This window comes from Mesorhizobium sp. NZP2234 (assembly GCF_013170765.1).
Lineage (GTDB): Bacteria > Pseudomonadota > Alphaproteobacteria > Rhizobiales > Rhizobiaceae > Mesorhizobium > Mesorhizobium loti_D.
The window spans coordinates 2,588,746-2,601,551 of the sequence record NZ_CP033364.1 but is presented as its reverse complement, the minus strand read 5'-3'; the positions used below and the strand labels follow the sequence as shown (position 1 = coordinate 2,601,551).

The following is a 12,806-nucleotide window of genomic DNA, read 5'->3' as shown; positions in this document are numbered from 1 at the left end:
AACGACGGCACCGATACCGGCGGTCAGCGCGAGGCGACAGACACCGTTGCGGCGAGCATGCGGCCGGTGAAACAAGCACCATCGCCAATGGCATGGCCGCTCCAACCGAAAATGCAGCCGCCGAGGCCAGAGCCGCCTGGATCGGCCGCGCCGTCGTCATCTCCGAAATGCCGAGTTCGTCGCGCGCGTGGGCGATGCCGTCATTGGCGCCGAGTACGGCGGCGCGCGGCCAGCCAATGCGGGATATGAGATGGTTTTCCGTATGCAGGCGGCTCACGCGAACGCCCAATGCTTCAGGATGCGGGTGCTGGAATGGCCGGCAGGCTCGTTGGCAACGGTCATAGACAGCTACCTCGCTAGGAGCACCTCCCTACCTCGCGGCTTATGCGAGATTCCTGATTTAGGACAAATCAATTTGCTGCCTACCCTGAAGCTTCACGGCTTCTCGCAGCTTGAGCTCGGCTGACAGCCAGTTGTCAGCTTGGTCGTGGGATATTGCCTCCGAGACGGACCAGATGGACCGCCTTGCGAGATTCAACGTGGAAATACAATTCGATGAAACAGATTGCGCTATCGCTTTTCGTGATCGCTGCCTCCGGCGCCTATGTCTGGGATCAGGCCGGCAGGAATCCGGCAAACGATATGCTTGGGGAAGCGCTGCCGGCCGATGCAGCCGAAGCGCCTTCCGTGCAACCGAAAGAGCCCGCATCCGCTGCGGCTTTGCCGGTGCTCCGCACCTCGCCGGCGCCCCTCGATCCCCGGCTCAGAACAAGGTTCCCGATTGCCCGCGAAACGACGGCTGGCATAGCCGTGCCCGCCAAACGGCCAAATGATCCAGTCAAACAGACAGTGGTTCCAGTGGCACCACAGCCGTCGCCAGCGCCGCCGGCTGTCACCGATCCTGCGTCGTCAACGCCTTCATTCGCCGTAACGCCCGCCATCTACATACCAGTCCCGCAACCGAGGCCGGCATATCCGAATGCACCAGCGCGTGTCGTCCGGGTGGGCATGAAGCTCGCCGCACATGGCTATGCCGATGGCGTCTACACCGGCCCCACGGCCGATGCCTACTACGGCATCATCCAGATCCAGGCCCTCGTACAGGGCGGACAGCTTACGGCGCTGAAAGTGCTGAAATACCCCTCCGACCGCCGCACCTCGGTCAACATCAACAGGCAGGCGCTGCCCATGCTGCGCGACGAAGCGATCAGCGCCCAGAGTGCCGATGTCGACATTATCTCGGGCGCGACGCTGACCAGCAGGGCCTTCATCCAGTCGCTGCGCGGCGCGCTGAAGAAAGCGTCGTCCTAGGTCCATGCGTGAAACGCGTATTTTGATGGGAATGCCCATTACGGTCGACATCGGCGACGCGTCGAGCGGTGAGCTGATCGAGACGGTCTTCGGCTATTTCGAGCATATCGACCGGCGCTTCAGCACATACCGGACCGACAGCGAAATCACGGCCATCAACCGCGGCGACGTTCCGGTCGTCGACTGGAGCGGCGAGATGACCGAAGTGTTTGCTCTCGCGCGGCAGACGAAAGACGAGACGGACGGATACTTCGACATTCGCAAGCCCGACGGGTCGCTCGATCCTTCCGGTATCGTCAAGGGCTGGGCCATCCGCAACGCGGCAGCCATCATTCAGCGGGCCGGCATCAGCGATTTCTTCATTGAGGCGGGAGGCGACGTCCAGTCCTGCGGCAAGAATGCCTCGGGTCATGACTGGAGTGTCGGCATCCGCAACCCCTTCAACGCGGACGAGATCGTAAAGATCGTCTATCCCCGCGGTCGCGGCGTCGCAACCTCCGGCACCTATGTCCGCGGTCAACACATCTACAATCCGCACGGAATTGGCATTCCGATCCAGGACATCGTCAGCCTGACCGTGATCGGCGCCGATGTGCTCGAAGCCGATCGTTTCGCCACAGCGGCCTTCGCCATGGGGCGGGACGGCATTCTCTTCATCGAGCAGACGCCCGGCCTGGAGGGCTATCTCGTCGCCGCCAATGGCCGCGCCACGCCGACAACCGGGTTCGGAGCCTTTTGCTTGCCATGATCAAGACCATCGACCGATTTCTCGATCACCTGACCATGTACAGGCTGGTCCTCTACTATCTGATGACACTGGTCGGCGCGGCGTTCGTGCTCGGCTTCGTCAAGCTGGTGCCACATGATCCGATTGCGCTTGCCTCCACCACGGCGCTTGCGCTGGCCGCCTGCTGGATCACCAACAAGGTCTTTACGCATGTGTTCAAAGTCCCGGCCAACAACGAGTCCGTCTACATCACCGCACTCATCCTGGTGCTTATCCTCGATCCGGTTGCGGCCACGGACATCAAGGGGATCGCGGCGGTGGCGTTCGCGTCTGTCTGGGCGATTTCATCCAAATTCATTCTCGCCGTCGGACGGAAGCACCTTTTCAACCCGGCTGCTTTGGGCGTGGCGCTGTCCGCGCTGCTGCTCGACCAACCAGCCACCTGGTGGATCGGCGGCAATCTGCCGCTGCTTCCGCTCGTCCTCGTCGGTGGCATGCTCATTGTCCGCAAACTGCGCCGGCTTGATCTTGTCTCGACCTTCGTTGTCGTGGCACTGGCAACCATTCTGGCAACCAGCGACCCGTCGCAATACTGGACCGCGCTTACGGAGACACTGGGTTCGTCGCCTGTATTGTTCTTTGCCTTCGTGATGCTGACAGAGCCGCTTACCGCGCCGACGATGCGTTGGCCGCGTATCGCCTTTGCCGCCATCGTCGGCTTTCTGTTTGCGCCCAACATCCATGTCGGCTCGTTCTATTTCACCCCGGAACTGGCGCTGCTCGCCGGCAACCTGTTCGCCTATGCGGCGGGTCCCAAGGGGCGCTTCGTGCTAACCTTGGAACGCATTGAGCAATCGGCCCACGACAGCTTTGACTTCGTCTTCCGCTCGCCCCGCAAGCTCGCCTTCGAGGCCGGCCAGTATCTCGAATGGACGCTTGGCCTCGATCGTTCAGACAATCGCGGCAACCGCCGCTATTTCACTGTCGCCTCGGCGCCGACGGAGGAAACAGTCCGCCTCGGCGTCAAGTTCTATCCGCGATCAAGTGCCTTCAAGCGCGAATTGCTGACCATGAAGCCAGGCAGCACGATCCATGCCGCGCAACTGGCCGGCAATTTCACGCTGCCCGCCCGGCGCGAAACCAAGATCGCGTTCCTGGCCGGAGGCATCGGCATCACGCCGTTCCGCTCGATGCTGCAATATCTGCTCGACCGCAAGGAGCGGCGACCGATCGTCATTCTCTATGGAACCGAAGGCCAGCAGGATATCGCTTATCGCGACGTGCTTGGCGCGGCCAGGCAGGAACTTGGCATCAAGACGATCCACGCTGTGGCGCGCGGCGGCGAGCGCGGGCAATATCCCGGATACATAGACGAGCGCCTGATACGTCTGGCCATACCCGACTACCTCGAGCGCACCTTCTACATTTCCGGCCCGCAGGCGATGGTCAAGGCGCTGCGCCAGAAGCTGCTGGCCATGGGCGTTCGCCGCTCGAAGATAAAGGTCGACTATTTTCCAGGTTTTGCCTGAAGCACGCTCAACCGTGTCGCGGCAAGGCAATGGTCACGACCAGGCCCGGATCGGCGTTGGCCATGGCAAGGCGTCCGCCGTAAGCTTCGACGATGTCGGAAACGATTGCCAGGCCAAGGCCGCTGCTGCCGCCCTTGCTGTCGAGTTGGACGCCGCGCGACAAGGCGGATTCGCGATCGGCATCTGGTATACCTGGGCCATCGTCGGCGACGGTAACGATCACCTCGGCAGCCGTGGCGGATGCATCGACACGGACTGACGACTTTGCGTAGCGCGCAGCGTTTTCGATTAGATTGCCGAGGATCTCTGACAAGTCACCCTCGTCAATTGGCGCCGCCAGTTCTGCCGTGACGTCCATATTGAATGAAAGCTGCTTGCCGCTTGGCGTCCGTTTGACGACGGCAATGATACCAGTCGCAACGTCCGAGACCCGGCAGGATGCCTTGCCAGAGACGCCTGGCGCGAGTCGGGCGCGCGCGAGCTCCCGCTCGACATGGCGCCGGATCGCCCCAGCGCTCTTCTCAATCTCGTTGGCCAGTTCCGTCTCGCCTTTCTTTCGCAAAGCGCGGATGTCCGCCGACAGCACTTGCAGAGGCGTCTTGAGACCGTGCGCCAGATCGGTGGCGCGCGACCGGGCGCGCGCCAGTGCCCTCTCCTGGGCATCGAGAAGACGATTGATTTCGTCCGCGAGCGGCTGCACCTCGCTTGGTGCGGTCACCTCGAGGCGTGCAGTTCGCTGAGCAATCACGCTTCCGACGGCGGCCCGCAAGGTCTCCAGAGGCGCTAGACCAACGGTGATCTGAATGAAGAAGGCAGCCATGAGCGCAATGGCGAGCAAGATCAGGGCAGGCGCCAGGTCGCGGACATACCCGTCGACGGATTCTTTCACGGTTTGGTGGTCTTCGGCCACGATGGCCCGAAACGAGCGGCCGCTGGCGTCGATGATGGTGCGCTCGACGGCGATGGTGAGTTCCCCTTGCGGCCCTTTGAATTCCTTGATCTCTCTGAGCACGCCAGCAGTTGCGCGCTCAGGCAGGACAAGTGTCGCATCCCACAACGAACGCGACCGGACCAGGCTGCCCGAGCCGGTATCCAGTACTTGCCAGTAGTGACCGGAAAAGGGGATGGCGAAACGCGGGTCAGCCAAGCCCGCCTGGACCGAAAGCCGGCCATCGGCGGTGAAACTGGTCGCTCCGATAAGGTCGTTCAGGTCGACGGTCAGCTCACTGACGACGCGCCGCTCGACATTCAGTTCGAATAGATAGCGCAGTCCGATACCGGCGATGGCAAGAGCAACCAGGATCGAGATCGTTGCCGCCAACCAGAGCCTGAAGCGGATCGAGTTGCCCATCAGCGGGAATCGTCAGGTATCAAATACCCGAATCCGCGGCGCGTTTCGATGATGTCGCCTCCGAGCTTCCGTCGCAACCGCGCGACTATGACCTCGATCGTGTTCGGATCGCGGTCGTTGCCTGAATCGTACAAGTGCTCGGCAAGCTCGGTAGGCGCCACGACCCTTCCGGCGTGGTGCATCAGAAACGCCAGCAGCCGGTATTCCAGAGGCGAAAGAGAAATAGGAATGCCACGGAGCGAGATGCGCATCTGGCGCGTGTCCAGGAGCAAAGGACCAGACTTCAGCACGGGTGCTGCCTGTCCCGCCGAGCGACGCAGGATTGCCCGTAACCGGGCGAGCAGTTCTTCCATTTCAAAAGGCTTGGGAAGATAGTCGTCGGCACCGGAATTGATGCCGTCGACGCGTTCGGTCCACATGCCTCTTGCGGTCAGGATGAGAACCGGAAACCTGCGCTCATTGGCCCGCCAACGCTTCAAGACCGTCAGACCATCGAGCTTGGGCAATCCGAGATCCAGAATCGCGGCGTCATAATTCTCGACATCGCCTGCGAACCAGGCAGCTTCACCATCCTTCACGATATCGACCGCCATTCCGGACGCCTTGAGGACGGTCGCGATATCGGCGGCGATACGGGGCTCGTCTTCGGCCAAGAGGATCTTCATCAGTCGCCCTCCCCGTCGCGCATGATCACACCGGCGCCGGCGTCGACGTCGACGGTCTTTCGCCGGCCATCGGCACCGACGACCTGAAACCGGTAGACCCATCTGTCGGCCTTGCGGATGAGATCGACCGCAACAACATCGCCGGGAGCTGTGGCGCGGACAACGTCCAGTATGTTGGCAAGGCCCTTGATTTCGCCGCGCTCGTACAAATCCCGCGCCCGGTCATGGTCGCCGTCATCGTCCTCGTCGGCACGGACAGCGAGAGGCATTGCCAGGACAAGTCCCGCGAGACCCAGCACCGCCAAACGCTTCCATTGTCTTTTCATCGGCAGGCATGTCGCACGTTGCAGCTTTCAATTTGCTGTCAGTTATCCTCAGCCTACAGCAAGCAAAAGGTTCATATCAGGGCATTATCGCGTCCAATCATGGCCGCGCTGAGAAGGATACGAGACCATGCGCAATTCCATGCTTGTTCTTGCGGCACTTGCAAGCCTCACGATCTTTGTCCTGCCGGCGGCCGCTGAATCGGACGAAGGATTTTGTGGGGCGCCATCGTCTGTTGCCCCGTCAGGCCCGATCGACCTGCAGGCCATCCCCATGCTGGACGCCTCCACCCCGAAAGCCATCAAGGGTGGCGGCGATGCATGCGACGACCAACAGGGCGATGAAGCCGACGACAACGACTAGGTCTTCCCTTCGCTGTGCATGGCCCACCACGGCACATGACGCTTGCCAATGTCGTGGGCCACGGCTCGCTGCAAAGCCGGCAAATTATCCAAAGTCCCCTGCCAATTTCTGGAGAGTTTCGTGATCCCCATTCAACATATCCACCCCATGCTTGTTCATTTTCCCATTGTTCTGATCTACCTGCTCGTGGCTATCGACCTTGTGGCGCTCGTTGGCGGCAGCGCCGTCACCAGGAGATCGGGAGCCGGCACGATCTCTACTTTTGTGGCCCTGGCTGCCGGAATGTTCGCTATGGGGACCTGGTTCTTCGGAGGTCTTGCGCTGGATCATGCCGAAGCGGCCGGATTCAGCAGCGATGTCGCGGAGATCCATGAAAGCCTGGGAGGGATCACAGCCTTTGCTTTTCTGATCTGGGGAATCGTGCGGCTCGCGCTTTGGCTGCGGAACCGTGACATGCGGGTTGTAACGATCGCCATTCCTCTGATCGAAGTTTGCGGAGCATTTCTGGTCACTGCGACGGCCTACTATGGTGGACTGCTTGTCTACGAACTTGGCGTGAACGTCGCCAAGGCCGCGATCACTGGTTGACCGGTTCGCGCCCCGTAATTCACGGCTCCAGCTTTGGACCATTTGCCTCGACGGAAAAATGATTCAGATCAAGGCGCTTCGTGCGGGTGAAATCTAAGAAGCCGGAGGTTGGAAAACTCGGGAGAGCGAACATGCAAGCCGAAGCCATCATGAGCAAGCCAGTCGTCGGCATCGACCCGTCCGCATCGATCGCCGAGGCTGCCGGGTTGATGCTTTCCAAAAAGGTCAGCGGCCTCCCCGTCATTCGCAACGACGGCAGGCTGGTGGGGATCGTCAGCGAGGGCGATTTCCTGCGCCGGGGAGAACTGGGCACGGAGCGCAAGCGCTCGCGGTGGCTGGAGTTTCTCGTCAGCCCTGGGAAGGCCGCCGACGAATATGTCCGCGCCAATGGCCGACGGGTTGAGGAGGTGATGTCGCAAGATGTCGTCACGGCATCCCCTGCGGCATCGCTCGCAAAAATCGTCGAGCTCATGACGCGTCACCATGTTAAACGCATTCCGGTCATCGACGGCGGGAAAGTCGTGGGCATCGTCACCCGCTCTGATCTTCTGCGGGCATTGCTCGGCGTCCTTCCGGATGGCGCCGCTACGGTCATCGATGACGAACAGATCCGCCACAACATCGCCGCCGAGCTTGCGAGGCGGAAATGGGCCGGCAACGATTTGATCAACGTAATGGTGGACGAGGGCGTGGTGACGCTGAGCGGCGCCATTTTCGACGAACGCGAGCGCCAGGCAGCGATAGTCGCCGCCGAAAACGTCGCCGGTGTCAATGTTGTCAAGGATAATCTCTTCTGCGCCGATCCTGTGTCGGTCGTCCTTGTTTCGTAGCTAGGGCAATACTAGCCAGATTGCCGGTACACGACATTGATCGAAGCCAGGTGCCTTTGGCTGAGTGAGTTGCCAGTCCTCGCCCAAGGCTTCGCCGCGCTTTAGGTCGCGACCAGGGGTATCAACGGTCGAAGCAGTAACAGGGCAAAGGCAATAAGCGCCGCGCCCACAACTCTTTCTACCGTTGTTTTGCCTCCGCTGAGGCGCCGACCCAGCAAAAGCCACACCGATCCGGTGGCGGCTGTCATTACCAGGAGCGCAATCCAGAACATCCCCAGCGCGCGCGGTTCGGTGTTCATCGGCACGATAGCCAGGCAATAAATGAAGGCCTTCGGATTGAGAGCACTGGTCGCCGCAACAGAAATGGCGTCGCCATTTTTGGAAACGTTGATCCGTGCGCTGATTATCAGACTCAGGCCAAGAACCACGAGCCATCCGGCTGCTGCCAGCCTGAGTATTTGAATGGCGTCGGGCGACGCGAAGGGACGCAGCGAAAACCAGCATGCGGATGCGATCCCGTATCCGCATGCCTGAGCGGCCAAGAGCTTGACCGCTTTCTCTCGCTTGACCGACCCCGCCATCAAAAGAGCGTTGGTTGGTCCTGGCGCGACAAAGAGCAGGAATGCTTCCAGAAAAAATATCGTGTCCAAACTGCCCGGTCCCGTGGGATGCAAACCTATCAACTGCAAAACTTGGTTTGCGTTGACTCTCGTCAAATCACGGACAGCACGACATCGTCCAGGCTGAGTACTCGAATGGCTACCGTTGGCCGGCCGCGTGCTGCAGTCGAGCGATCAGGTCGCCATTGCGGCAATAGTCTGGCGGGTTATCCGCTTGCTGGTTTTCATCGAGCCAGACCGAGCATTCTTCCTGATGCCCGCAGGAACGGCAGCGATCCACGGCCCGGCTGGTGACGGCAGCATGGTCGGCTACGACTTTCAATTGTCTATCGACGCCGAGCTTCCGCATCATGCGGTCCATCAAGGTGGTTCTGGCGTCGACTGAAATCAGGTAATCGAGAAAGGTCATGGTGGTCACTCCTGCCTACTGGCCATCATTGGCATGTTGGCGGCAGGCGGCGTTGATCTCGATCAACAGGCGATCAGCTGACACGCACTAAACCGAAGCGGCGAGGCGGTCGAGAAAAGGCCGTTGACCGACAACCAGCTTGTCTCTGGCCAGTGCCAAATCGAGCCATTCACCACGGTCGACCTCGGCAAACGATTGTACCCGGCCGCTTCGTGGCGGCCATTCCATCTCAAACAGGTTGCTGCGCAACGTCGCCGTATCGAAGTCGCCTTCGAACGCGAATGCCGTGATGAGTTTGCCTCCTCGCTGGCACAACTCACCCAGAGTGAGCAGGGCTCCGTTGGGCTCCCAGCCTGTCTCTTCCGTGAATTCGCGCCGTGCCGCTGCCTCGGGCAGCTCGCTTTCGTCATGCTCGCCTTTGGCAATCGACCAGGCGCCAAGATCGCGTCTTTGCCAGAACGGGCCGCCTGGATGGACAAGCAGCACCTGCAGGTCGTTATTCGATCTGCGGTAGGGCAGGATGCCCGCACTCCTTTTGATCATCGCCGTAGACCACCCTCGTGCAGCATATTCATTGCGCCAGGGCTGAACGCGACATGGCCTTCCCGTCGATGCCCTGCCCTGCGCCGTGCCGGCGCGAGAAGCGGCTGCCATGCGAGAAGAACCAGCGTTTGGTTGCTTCTGAAACGACAATGTAAAGCCCTGTGATCGCGACGAGTCCGGCAAGTGCCCGAAATGGCAGCGGCACAAAACCGAACCATCCCGCAAAGGGGACATAGGGCAAGACAATCGCGACAATCGCCACAGCAAGTGTAAGCCAGACAAGCAACGGGCTTGGACGGCTCGCCCAGAACGCTTTGTGCGTGCGTACGATGAGCACAATCGCCAGCTGGGTCATCAGAGACTCGACGAACCAGCCGGTCTGGAAGGCTGCAGGTCCCGCGTGCGCAACAAGTAACAGAAAGGCAAAGGTCGCGAAATCGAACAGTGAACTGACCAATCCAAAACTGACCATGAATCGCCGCACGAACCCGATATCCCAGCGGCCGGGTCGCCGCATCTGCTCGGCATCGACATTGTCCGTAGCAATCGCAAGTGAGGGTATGCTGGAAAGCAAGTTGTTGAGCAGGATCTGCGTTGCCAGCAGCGGCAGGAAAGGCAGAAAAAGCGAGGCGACGGCCATGCTGATCATGTTGCCAAAGTTGGCGCTGGTGGTGATGGAAATGTACTTCATCGTGTTGGCGAAGGTCTTGCGGCCATCGTCGACGCCGCGCACCAGCACGCCCAGATCCTGTTTGAGTAGGATGATATCAGCCGCCTCGCGCGCCACATCGACAGCGCTGTCGACAGAGATGCCGATGTCGGCCTCATGGAGGGCTGGGGCGTCATTGATACCATCGCCGAGATAGCCAACGACATGGCCCCTGCTCCGCAAGGCCTGAACGATGCGCTCCTTCTGGTTGGGGTCGATCTCGACGAAGAGATCGGTGTGCTGCACGCCCGCGAAGAGCGCACTCTTCGTCAATTTCGACAGATCCTCGCCGGTCATGATCCTGTCAGCGCACAAGCCGATCGCCTGCGCGAGATGCGCGGCAACGTAGCGGTTGTCACCCGAAATGACCTTTACCGCGATGCCGCGGTGGGCGAGCTCGGCAAGCGTCTCCTTGACGCCCTCCTTTGGCGGGTCGAGGAAAAGCAGGAAGCCCGCGAAGGCGAGATCGATCTCGTCTTTCCTGCTGAACGTTTTCTGGCTCTCAAACCGACGGATTGCCAGGCCCAGAACGCGGTAGCCGTCCGCGCTCCAGCGTCGGAATTTTTCGTCGATTGCCGCACGGTACATTTCATTGAGGGGTTCCAGCCCCTTGGCCGTTCGGACGAAGCTGCAGGTTTCGAGGACATTTTGTACGGCGCCTTTGGTAATCAGAAGGTCCTGGGCGTCCTTGGTCCGCACGACAACGGATAGTCGCTTGCGAATGAAATCATAGGGGATTTCGTCGACTTTCGTGAAGGCCGCCAATGATGCGCTCTCGCCCGGCGCGCCGGCGATTGCTTCGTCCAGCGGGTTCTTCAGTCCTGTCTGCAGGGTCGCGTTGAGACGTGCCCAGAGCAGAATGTCGGTTGACGGACTGCCATCGACATCGAGCCAGCCATCCAGGTGGATAACGCCTTCCGTCAGCGTCCCCGTCTTGTCGGTGCACAGCAAATCCATGCTGCCCAGATTCTCGATGGCATCGAGACGGCGCACGATGACCCCATTGGCGGCCATGGCGCGGGCGCCCCTGGCTAGCGTCACGCTGATGATGGCCGGAAGGAGTTCGGGCGTAAGGCCTACGGCGAGTGCCAGCGAGAACAGCAACGATTCAATCAGCGGTCGATGGAGCATCAGATTGGCGAAGAACACCATGATGACAATCGCCAGCATGATTTCGGTCATCAGATAGCCGAACTGTCTTATGCCCCGGGCAAATCCCGTTTCCGGGATCTTCCGCTCCAGTGCCGCGGCGATCGATGCGAATTCCGTGCGGGCACCGGTCGCCGCCGCAAGCATGGTTGCGGTACCGCTGCGAACCGAAGTGCCCGTGAAAACGGCATTGCTGCGCTGTGCTACGGAAGCCTCGGGCACCGACCGCCCCGGGGCCTTCACGGTGGGAAAGGTTTCACCGGTCAGCACGGCCTCGCTGACATTGAAATCGCGCGCATCCAGAATGATACCGTCGGCAGGGATGAGATTTCCGGCCGAAAGCCGGATCACGTCGCCCGGCACAATATCCTCGGCGGCGACCGAGCACTCGGCGCCGTCACGCAACACTATTGCCTTGCGCGAAATACGCTCTTTCAGTGCTTCGGTCGCCCGCGACGCGCCATACTCCTGGGTGAAGCTCAGGATGCAGCTTGCCAGCACGATCGCGCCGATGATCGCAGCTTCCTGGCCCTCTCCCACGAAGGCCGATACGCTGGCCGCGAAAATAAGGATCAGCACCAGCGGGCTGCGGAACTGGCGGGCAAAAACTGCCAGGGTCGACGCGCTTGACGTCGACGCCAGTGAGTTTCGACCGAATTTTGCGAGCCTCGATGCCGCCTCGGAAGCAGCCAGGCCCGAGGCAGACGTCTCAAGGCGTCGCAGGAGGTCATTGGTCTCGATCGACCAATAGGCACCGTCCTCCGGTGAGACGGATCGCTGGCCGGCGTCGCCTATCATCAGTACGACATGAAGCGATTGATGCCGCTCTCTTCGATCAGCGTGCGGGTAACGCCGCCGAACGCCCATTCCCGCAAGCGGCTATGGCCATAAGCGCCAGAGACGATCATGTCGGCATGGATCGAGCGTGCGAATGTCGGCAACCGGTCGCCGTCGGCCTCGCCGGCGAGCAGTTCGGTTCGCGCCTTGATGCCATGGTGTTCGAGAAAGACCGCGACATCGGCGAGGCTGTCACGAATGCCGTCGTCGCGGTCGGTGTCAATCGTGACAATCACGACTTCGCTGGCTTTTGCCAGGAAAGGCAAAGCGTCAGCCATCGCCCGCCGTGCCTCCCTGGTGTCCTTCCACGCCACCAGAACGGTTCTTGCAAGGACGTGCTCGACGTTGGTTGCGGCGACCAGAACCGGACGCCCGGCACCCAGTGTCAGGCTGCCGACATCCACGGCGCGAAACACATTGTCACCTGCCTGGCCGGTAACGATCAGATCGGCCGTTCTGGCCGAAACGCTGAGGAACCGGGTCGGGCTGCAAACAGCTTGGCCCCATTCGCTAGAGATCGACGCGGGAACCAGCCTCTCGAACTCGGCACGCAGTTCGGCAAGCCGCTTTTCTATCTCCGTCCGCTGGATCTGCATGATCTCGCCTTCGTAGACCATGCCTTCGCCGGTCGCGACCAGGGGCGGAACATCCGCGGCCGCCAGGCCGACAAGACGGGCTCCGAACCGCTCCGCGAGCTCAACCCCCGCCTTTACAATAGGTGCGGGAGGCGCATCGATGGCGAGGTTGACGATGATTGACTTGTAAGACATTGCGGACGCCTTTCGCTGAATGCTGGAATGCGTGATGAATTGCATTCGTCCGCGTCTAATGCCTTGATGCGCGTCAAAGAC

General features: G+C 60.8%; 14 protein-coding genes and 1 pseudogene. 6 read left to right on the top strand and 9 right to left on the bottom strand.

Features of this window, described 5'->3' with window-relative positions:
- Positions 1-29: 29 nt before the first annotated feature.
- Positions 30-277: pseudogene (locus tag EB230_RS32590) on the bottom strand (VIT1/CCC1 transporter family protein); the annotation flags it as partial.
- Between the two features lie 731 nt (positions 278-1,008).
- On the opposite strand from EB230_RS32590, the gene EB230_RS32585 reads away from it, so the two are divergent.
- The 3 genes from EB230_RS32585 to EB230_RS12790 are packed head-to-tail and all read left to right on the top strand — an operon-like array spanning position 1,009 to position 3,567.
- A complete protein-coding gene (locus tag EB230_RS32585) occupies positions 1,009-1,311 on the top strand; it encodes an FMN-binding protein (RefSeq protein ID WP_244494052.1) in 303 nt (100 codons plus the stop codon).
- A gap of 25 nt (positions 1,312-1,336) precedes the next feature.
- The gene (locus EB230_RS12795; RefSeq protein WP_244494051.1) at positions 1,337-2,059 is read left to right on the top strand and encodes an FAD:protein FMN transferase; all 723 of its coding nucleotides are present in this window, start codon (positions 1,337-1,339) and stop codon (positions 2,057-2,059) included.
- Positions 2,056-3,567, top strand: coding sequence for an RnfABCDGE type electron transport complex subunit D (locus EB230_RS12790; RefSeq protein WP_056570637.1), 1,512 nt, complete (start codon positions 2,056-2,058; stop codon positions 3,565-3,567). The genes EB230_RS12795 and EB230_RS12790 overlap by 4 nt, the downstream gene beginning before the upstream one ends.
- A 7-nt stretch (positions 3,568-3,574) precedes the next feature.
- Here the strand turns inward: EB230_RS12790 and EB230_RS12785 are convergent, their stop codons facing one another.
- From EB230_RS12785 to EB230_RS12775, 3 genes are read right to left on the bottom strand one after another with little or no spacing between them, the layout of a single operon-like run.
- Complete coding sequence (locus tag EB230_RS12785; RefSeq protein WP_056570635.1) at positions 3,575-4,918, bottom strand: HAMP domain-containing sensor histidine kinase; 1,344 nt, start codon at positions 4,916-4,918, stop codon at positions 3,575-3,577.
- Complete coding sequence (locus tag EB230_RS12780) at positions 4,918-5,583, bottom strand: response regulator transcription factor (RefSeq protein ID WP_056570633.1); 666 nt, start codon at positions 5,581-5,583, stop codon at positions 4,918-4,920. The genes EB230_RS12785 and EB230_RS12780 overlap by 1 nt, the downstream gene beginning before the upstream one ends.
- A complete protein-coding gene (locus EB230_RS12775; RefSeq protein WP_244494050.1) occupies positions 5,583-5,852 on the bottom strand; it encodes a hypothetical protein in 270 nt (89 codons plus the stop codon). Before EB230_RS12775 ends, EB230_RS12780 begins: the two co-directional genes overlap by 1 nt.
- 184 nt (positions 5,853-6,036) lie before the next feature.
- On the opposite strand from EB230_RS12775, the gene EB230_RS12770 reads away from it, so the two are divergent.
- The 3 genes from EB230_RS12770 to EB230_RS12760 all read left to right on the top strand — a co-directional run bounded on the left by EB230_RS12770 (position 6,037) and on the right by EB230_RS12760 (position 7,688).
- A complete protein-coding gene (locus tag EB230_RS12770) occupies positions 6,037-6,270 on the top strand; it encodes a hypothetical protein (RefSeq protein WP_056570629.1) in 234 nt (77 codons plus the stop codon).
- A 120-nt stretch (positions 6,271-6,390) separates the two neighbouring features.
- Complete coding sequence (locus tag EB230_RS12765) at positions 6,391-6,858, top strand: DUF2231 domain-containing protein (protein ID WP_244494049.1); 468 nt, start codon at positions 6,391-6,393, stop codon at positions 6,856-6,858.
- Positions 6,859-6,989: 131 nt separating this feature from the next.
- A complete protein-coding gene (locus EB230_RS12760; RefSeq protein WP_056570625.1) occupies positions 6,990-7,688 on the top strand; it encodes a CBS domain-containing protein in 699 nt (232 codons plus the stop codon).
- 101 nt (positions 7,689-7,789) lie between these two features.
- Here the strand turns inward: EB230_RS12760 and EB230_RS12755 are convergent, their stop codons facing one another.
- From EB230_RS12755 to EB230_RS12735, 5 genes are all read right to left on the bottom strand, one after another.
- Complete coding sequence (locus tag EB230_RS12755; protein ID WP_056572004.1) at positions 7,790-8,338, bottom strand: hypothetical protein; 549 nt, start codon at positions 8,336-8,338, stop codon at positions 7,790-7,792.
- 109 nt (positions 8,339-8,447) lie between these two features.
- Positions 8,448-8,717: a DUF6455 family protein gene (locus EB230_RS12750; protein WP_081295083.1), complete on the bottom strand. Its 270-nt coding sequence runs from the start codon at positions 8,715-8,717 to the stop codon at positions 8,448-8,450.
- Positions 8,718-8,804: 87 nt separating this feature from the next.
- On the bottom strand, positions 8,805-9,260 hold the full coding sequence (locus tag EB230_RS12745; protein ID WP_056570621.1) for an NUDIX domain-containing protein: 456 nt from the start codon (positions 9,258-9,260) through the stop codon (positions 8,805-8,807).
- 28 nt (positions 9,261-9,288) lie between these two features.
- Positions 9,289-11,916 (bottom strand): magnesium-translocating P-type ATPase, encoded by a 2,628-nt coding sequence (gene mgtA, locus EB230_RS12740; protein ID WP_056570620.1) that lies wholly within the window; start codon positions 11,914-11,916, stop codon positions 9,289-9,291.
- Positions 11,916-12,725 carry a universal stress protein gene (locus EB230_RS12735; protein ID WP_056572002.1) on the bottom strand — a complete coding sequence of 270 codons (810 nt, stop codon included), beginning with the start codon at positions 12,723-12,725 and terminating at the stop codon, positions 11,916-11,918. The genes mgtA and EB230_RS12735 overlap by 1 nt, the downstream gene beginning before the upstream one ends.
- Positions 12,726-12,806: the final 81 nt, after the last annotated feature.

Excerpts from the sequence above, each read along its gene's own strand:
- EB230_RS12785 (WP_056570635.1), bottom strand. The coding sequence starts at position 4,918 with ATGGGCAACTCGATCCGCTTCAGGCTCTGGTTGGCGGCAACGATCTCG.
- EB230_RS12790 (WP_056570637.1), top strand. The coding sequence starts at position 2,056 with ATGATCAAGACCATCGACCGATTTCTCGATCACCTGACCATGTACAGG.
- EB230_RS12795 (WP_244494051.1), top strand. The coding sequence starts at position 1,337 with ATGGGAATGCCCATTACGGTCGACATCGGCGACGCGTCGAGCGGTGAG.
- EB230_RS12775 (WP_244494050.1), bottom strand. The coding sequence starts at position 5,852 with ATGCCTCTCGCTGTCCGTGCCGACGAGGACGATGACGGCGACCATGAC.
- EB230_RS32585 (WP_244494052.1), top strand. The coding sequence starts at position 1,009 with ATGAAGCTCGCCGCACATGGCTATGCCGATGGCGTCTACACCGGCCCC.
- EB230_RS12745 (WP_056570621.1), bottom strand. The coding sequence starts at position 9,260 with ATGATCAAAAGGAGTGCGGGCATCCTGCCCTACCGCAGATCGAATAAC.
- EB230_RS12735 (WP_056572002.1), bottom strand. The coding sequence starts at position 12,725 with ATGTCTTACAAGTCAATCATCGTCAACCTCGCCATCGATGCGCCTCCC.
- EB230_RS12760 (WP_056570625.1), top strand. The coding sequence starts at position 6,990 with ATGCAAGCCGAAGCCATCATGAGCAAGCCAGTCGTCGGCATCGACCCG.
- EB230_RS12780 (WP_056570633.1), bottom strand. The coding sequence starts at position 5,583 with ATGAAGATCCTCTTGGCCGAAGACGAGCCCCGTATCGCCGCCGATATC.
- mgtA (WP_056570620.1), bottom strand. The coding sequence starts at position 11,916 with ATGATAGGCGACGCCGGCCAGCGATCCGTCTCACCGGAGGACGGTGCC.
- EB230_RS12750 (WP_081295083.1), bottom strand. The coding sequence starts at position 8,717 with ATGACCTTTCTCGATTACCTGATTTCAGTCGACGCCAGAACCACCTTG.
- EB230_RS12770 (WP_056570629.1), top strand. The coding sequence starts at position 6,037 with ATGCGCAATTCCATGCTTGTTCTTGCGGCACTTGCAAGCCTCACGATC.